This window comes from Mesorhizobium sp. M7A.F.Ca.CA.004.12.1.1, from assembly GCF_003997835.1.
Lineage (GTDB): Bacteria > Pseudomonadota > Alphaproteobacteria > Rhizobiales > Rhizobiaceae > Mesorhizobium.
In genome coordinates this window covers 1-5,826 of the sequence record NZ_RZRK01000384.1, presented here as the reverse complement: position 1 = coordinate 5,826, position 5,826 = coordinate 1, and the positions used below count along the sequence as shown (strand labels likewise).

The following is a 5,826-nucleotide window of genomic DNA, read 5'->3' as shown; positions in this document are numbered from 1 at the left end:
CTACATGAATCTCAACGATCGCAATCGTCGCTATCGCAACCGCTTGCTGGTCAGCACGGCGATGGCCGGGGCGACGCTGCTCGGCTTGGGCCAAAATGCCGACGCCGCCTGCACGCCGGCGGCGCCACCCAACTATGTCTGCTCCGGCGTCAACACCACCGGCCAGATCGTACCCACCACGATCGGCTTGCCGCTCGACCTGGGCGACTTCATCGCCCTTGCCCTTGCTCCGGCCAACCCTTCGGTCACCACCGATCCGGGGTTCAGCGTTACCACCAGCGATCCCTTCGCGCTCGGCATACTGGGCAGCGGCGCGGTCAGCTACACCGATGCCAATTCTTCGGCGCTAAGCTCGACGACGGGCATCGGCCTTGGCGTCGTGTCGCTGGTTCCACAGGTGGCACCTCCCCATTACGGAGCGAACCCGGGTGGCGCGGTGACCATCGATACCAATGGTGCCTTGACCGGCGCCCTGATCGGCCTCGCCGCCATCAATACCGGCGACGGCGCCACCGCCGTCAACGCCACCGGCGATATCACGGCGACCGGCGCCAATGGCTATGGCGTCGTCGTCTATTCGCTAGGCTCGGATGCCGACGTCACCACCGGAAAAGTGAGCGGCACCAATGTCGGCATTTCCGCGATCAACCAGGGGGCGACCGCAGCCCTGAACCCAAAAACATCACCGCCAATGGCGACGTGACTGGCGGCACCGGCGACGGCATCCATGCCGTCAATGGCGGACAACAACTCGATGTCGTCAATACGATTCTGAATGGTACCGTGACCTTTTCAGGCCCGACCGTCCCTGCTGGCAGCGATCTGAATGTCACCGCCTACGGCAAGGTGACCGGCGGCCGGTACGGCATCTTTGCCTCGAACGACGGCAGCGGCGCCACCAGCATCATAGCCACGATGGCTGCCGTAGCCGGCTCAAGCGAAGACGGTATTTATGCCACCAACGGCACCACGGCGACCGACCTGACGGTGAGTGCCGCGGCGGTTAGCGGCAAGGGCGGCATCGCCGTCACCAACAACGGCACAGGCTTCACCAGCGTTACGGCGACGGGCTTGGTGACTGGGGCAAGCAACAACGGCATCGATGCCTACACAGACGGGGCCGGACTGACGGTGAGTGCGGCGGCAGTCAATGGTGGCTTCGCCGGCATCTATGCCCAGAACAACGGGACCGGTGCCACCAGCGTGACCGCGACGGGTACGGTGACTGGAACGGTCGACAACGGCATCGATGTCTATACCACGGGTACGGGCCTGACAGTGAACGCCGTGGCAGTCACCGGCGGGACCAATGGTATCCGCGCCTACAACAGCGGCAACGGAGCCACCGGCGTGACGGCGACCGGCATGGTGACCGGAATAGGCACCGACGGCATATACGCCTTCAACGCCGCCACCGCGACGGGCGGCCTGACGATCGACGTCACGGCAGTCAACGGCCACGAAAACGGTATCAATGCCGATAACAGGGGAACCGGCGCCACCACCATCACGGCGACAGGTACGGTCGAAGGCGGCGACGCCGCGATCAAGGCGGTGTCGTCCGCGGGCCAGGCGATTTCCATCACCACCAGCGGTCTGGTGCGCAACAACGCGCAAACCTCCGCGGCGCTGGCAATCGATGCATCGGGCGGCCCGGTGGCCTTCAACAACAATGGGACCCTGATCGGCACGGTCAAGCTGGGCGCAGCAGTGGGCAATGTCGTCACCAACGGTGGCAATTGGGCCACCGCCGGCGGCAGCAACGCGTTCAGCGGCGGCACGTTGGTCAACAATATCGGCAACAACATTTATGCCGCCAACCTCGGCGCAACCGTCGCCGTGACGACGACGTTCAACGGCTTGGCCAGTTTCACCAACAAGGGCCAGTTGAGCATGATGAATGACGTGGCTGGCGACATCACCGAGCAGACTGGTGGCAATGCGGCCTTCGCCGCCGGCTCGGTGCTGGCCGTCGACGTCAGCGGTGCCAGCGCGGATAAATTCACAACCACGGGAACTGCCGATATCACGGATGCGATTCTAGGGGTGCGTGTCGGCGGCCTTGCTATCGGCACCTACACAGTGCTGACGGCGAATGGCGGGCTGACCGGTACGTTCAATAGTGTGACCGGTGTCACCAGCACTCCATTCCTGTCTGTGACCGACACCTATGATGCCAACAACGCCTATCTCGACGTGACCAAGGTGCGCGACTTCGCCGATGCCGGGCTGACGCCGAACCAGATTGCCACCGGTGAAGGGCTGGACAGCCTGACCGGTGGGGCTGTGTTCAATGCCGTTGCCGGTCTAGCCACCGACGCCGAAGCCCAGGCAGCCTTCGACCAGCTTTCGGGGGAAATCCACGCCTCGGCCAAGGGCATGCTGGTCGAGGACAGCCGCTTCGTCCGCGACGCAGCGACCAGCCGCATCCGCGCCGCTTTCGGCGATGTTGGCGCGGCCGCATTGCCGGTCATGGCCTATGGCGAAGGCGGCCCCGAAATGGTCGCCGCCGACACCGACCGTTTTGCCGTCTGGGGCCAGGCTTTTGGTTCCTGGGGCAGCACGGACTCCGACGGCAATGCCGCTGCCTTCGATCGTTCGACGGGGGGCCTGCTGGCGGGCGCCGACACGCTGGTGGGCGGCTGGCGTGTCGGTTTGCTCGGTGGCTACAGCCATTCGAGCTTCGATGCCGACGACCGAAACTCCTCCGGCAAGAGCGACAGCTATCACCTCGGCCTCTATGGCGGCACCAACTGGGGCGCCATCGCTTTCCGCACCGGCGCTGCCTACTCCTGGAGCAGTCTTTCGACCAAACGCTCGGTTGCTTTCAACGGCTTCACGGATGGGTTGTCGGCCGACTACGATGCCGGCACCGCGCAGGTCTTCGGCGAACTCGCCTACAAGGCCGATGCCGGACAATTCAGGTTCGAACCGTTCGCCAACCTGGCCTATGTCAGCGTCCATACCGACGGCTTCACCGAAGACGGTGGCGATGCGGCACTGACCAGCGCCGGTACGTCCACCGATGCGACCTTCACCACGCTCGGCCTGCGCGGTTCCTCGGACTTCGCGTTTGGCGGCATGAACGTCACCGCGCGCGGCATGCTCGGCTGGCGTCATGCCTTCGGCGATGTCACGCCGACCTCCAGCTTCGCCTTCGCCGGCGGCGACGCCTTCACCATCGCCGGCGTGCCGATCGCCAGGGACAGCGCGGTCGTCGAGGCTGGGCTCGACTTCAACATGTCGGCCAACGCGACGCTGGGCCTGGCCTATACCGGCCAATTCGGCGGCGGCACGGTCGACCAGGGCGCAAAGGTCGATCTCGCCGTGAAGTTCTGACGGCAACAGGTGGCGAGCAGCAAAAGCGCACCGTCACCACGGTAATGGCAAGAAACTGCTGGAGGTCACATGGTCAGGTCAAAGGTCGATTTCCACACCAAGCATGAAAGCGGTTTTGTCCCAACGCAGGGATGTAAACTGCCATTCGACACGGACCTTCTGGAAGGCGAGGCCAAGGCGCGAGAGAAATTGCTTGGCAAGCAGAATGCTTTCCTTTCCAAGACAAGACGTTCCGCCAAAGACGTCGACCATCTGATCGAAGAGATGGTCGCGTTCGAAAAGATCCGGTCCGGGCACTATTGGCGAGACTATCGGGCGGACCTGATTGCGCGGAACGTGCGATCGGCGGTTGGCAAAACAGGATCCTTGCTCGATCTAGGCAGATTGTCGCAACGACCACGACCAGCACGGTTATGATACCACGCCTCGATATACCGGACCTGGGGCCAGTTCCTTTTGGTCCGGTCGAACGGGGGGAATTGCAGAGGATCGACCTGAACACGGTCGATCGAGGAACCTACTTCGACAAGTGGTTCAACTATAATGGACGGTGGACGCTCACCCAACTCTACGATCATGCCGTGACCGATCCGGTACCGCTCTCGATGGATTTCGTCAGCGCCAACAATCTGGACCCATACGATTCGGATAGCCTGCGCGCCACGAGCGAGACCGGTATCTGGTTCACCTATGTGCCGGACATGGACGGCTACGTGACGGTTTTTTGGCTATCGGACCGCGTGACCTATCGCCTGTTCAGACAATACTATCCTCGCGATGCCGACGGCTGGGCGAATGGTTGGCTCTCGGTGGAAGGAGTTGTCGGCATCTGGACGAACAATTCATTCGCGGGTCGCGACTACGTCGAAATTTCGAGCAGCAACGGCAATGCGCACGACACGCTACAAGCGAGCGGGGTCCTTTTCATCCACAACAGTACATACCCCGTCCAGGCGGGGAAACCGGTCCATGTGCTGATCGGAACGCGGTCGAAAGTCTTTAGTGTCTGCGACGGAACGGGCATCAATTTGGGGGCGGGCGTTGTCGCGCGAATTGATCACCCCATTTCCATCTTCACGCGAGCGGGACTGGAGCCATATTCGCCGTTCTACTGAACCTGGATGACAACTGGCCGCTACCGTTTCGAGGCATTCGACCTGGGGTAGGTGGAGCTGTCGGGCCGATAACCGGCAGGCCGGAAAGCCGACGCGCGATTTTTTGCGCCGTCCGTCGAACAAGGGGCGGTCGCGCTCCGGGCGATCCGGCGGTCTTGAGCGCGCAGCGCACGCGGTGCGGTCTTTGGCTCCAAAAACGTTGCGAAACGACCCGAGAGCGGTTATACAGACCGCGAATTTCCCATTTTGGTGGCTCTAAACCACCGCCCGCGCGGGAACGCGGGCGAACGAGAAGGATTTGTAAAATGGCCAATACGCTGCTGATGCCCAAGGCGACCGCTGTCTGGCTGGTCGACAATACCGCACTTTCCTTCGAGCAGATCGCGCAGTTCTGCGGGCTGCACCCGCTCGAGGTCAAGGCAATCGCCGACGGTGAATCGGCGCAAGGCATCAAGGGCATGGACCCGATCATGACCGGACAGCTGACCCGCGACGAGATCGCCCGTGCCGAGAAGGATTCGAACCAGCGCCTGAAGCTTTCGGATCCCAAGGTGCGGGTGCCTGAATCCAAGCGCAAGGGTCCGCGCTACACGCCGCTGTCGAAGCGCCAGGACCGGCCGAACGCGATTCTGTGGCTGGTGCGCAACCATCCCGAGCTCAAGGACGCGCAGATCTCGCGCCTCGTCGGCACCACCAAGTCCACGATCGAGCAGATCCGTGAGCGCAAGCACTGGAATTCGGCCAATCTACAGCCGATGGACCCGGTGACGCTGGGCCTCGCCTCGCAGATCGACCTCGACATGGAAGTCAATCGCGCCTCGCGCGGCCGCGAACAGGCGCAGCCGGTCGGCGACACGCTGCTGCCGGCGGCCCTGACCGAGCGGCTGGTGCCGGCTCCCGAAAAGCCGAAAGACGAGGATGCCGAACTCGACGCCAATGCCGTGTTCGCCAAGCTCTCGGCCTTGAAGTCGAAGAACACGGACAATGACGACGACGAGTGAGGTTGTCTGACATTCCAAAAAAAAGCCCGCTTCGAGCGGGCTTTTTTATGTGGTCAACAACTCAGCTTCGCGCCGCGCGGTCCGGCGCCATGCCGTAATCCTCGCTGCGCTCCACCGCGCGGTAGAAGTCGGCGAGCTGCTTGCCGCGTTCCGGCTTGAAGATGCGGCCGGCGATGACCACGGAGGCAATGCGATCGATGCGGAAGGCGCGGAAATCGTCGCGCATCTCGCACCAGGCGACCAGGGTCCACACCTTGCCCCAAAACCACAGGCCGAGCGGGCGGATATCGCGGGCTGTGCCGCGGCCGGCCTCGTCGGAATAGTCGATGGTCAGCACCTGGCGTTTTTCGACCGCGCGCTCGATCAGGTCG

The 5,826-nt window shown here is 62.9% G+C and carries 6 protein-coding genes; 4 read left to right on the top strand and 2 right to left on the bottom strand.

Annotation, left to right across the window (positions count from 1 at the left end; all coding sequences use genetic code 11):
- Together EN984_RS38880 and EN984_RS20050 are read left to right on the top strand one after the other, a co-directional pair.
- Window positions 1-703: hypothetical protein (locus EN984_RS38880; RefSeq protein WP_245480088.1), on the top strand; the 703-nt coding region annotated here is incomplete at its 5' end.
- A complete protein-coding gene (locus tag EN984_RS20050) occupies window positions 700-3,339 on the top strand; it encodes an autotransporter domain-containing protein (protein ID WP_245480087.1) in 2,640 nt (879 codons plus the stop codon). The genes EN984_RS38880 and EN984_RS20050, both read left to right, overlap by 4 nt.
- Window positions 3,340-3,417: 78 nt before the next feature.
- On the opposite strand, the gene EN984_RS37780 is transcribed toward EN984_RS20050, so the two are convergent.
- Window positions 3,418-3,591 (bottom strand): hypothetical protein, encoded by a 174-nt coding sequence (locus EN984_RS37780; protein WP_164751160.1) that lies wholly within the window; start codon window positions 3,589-3,591, stop codon window positions 3,418-3,420.
- Between the two features lie 227 nt (window positions 3,592-3,818).
- Here EN984_RS37780 and EN984_RS37775 point away from each other — a divergent pair, with 227 nt between their 5' ends.
- Together EN984_RS37775 and EN984_RS20040 are read left to right on the top strand one after the other, a co-directional pair.
- Window positions 3,819-4,454 (top strand): hypothetical protein, encoded by a 636-nt coding sequence (locus EN984_RS37775; RefSeq protein WP_164748827.1) that lies wholly within the window; start codon window positions 3,819-3,821, stop codon window positions 4,452-4,454.
- 305 nt (window positions 4,455-4,759) lie between these two features.
- Window positions 4,760-5,455, top strand: coding sequence for a DUF1013 domain-containing protein (locus EN984_RS20040; protein WP_127269986.1), 696 nt, complete (start codon window positions 4,760-4,762; stop codon window positions 5,453-5,455).
- A 61-nt stretch (window positions 5,456-5,516) separates the two neighbouring features.
- On the opposite strand, the gene EN984_RS20035 is transcribed toward EN984_RS20040, so the two are convergent.
- Window positions 5,517-5,826: WYL domain-containing protein (locus EN984_RS20035; RefSeq protein WP_127383896.1), on the bottom strand; the 310-nt coding region annotated here is incomplete at its 5' end.

Bases quoted from the DNA above. Each gene is read 5' to 3' on its own strand.
- EN984_RS37780 (WP_164751160.1), bottom strand. From the start codon at position 3,591: ATGGTCGACGTCTTTGGCGGAACGTCTTGTCTTGGAAAGGAAAGCATT.
- EN984_RS20040 (WP_127269986.1), top strand. From the start codon at position 4,760: ATGGCCAATACGCTGCTGATGCCCAAGGCGACCGCTGTCTGGCTGGTC.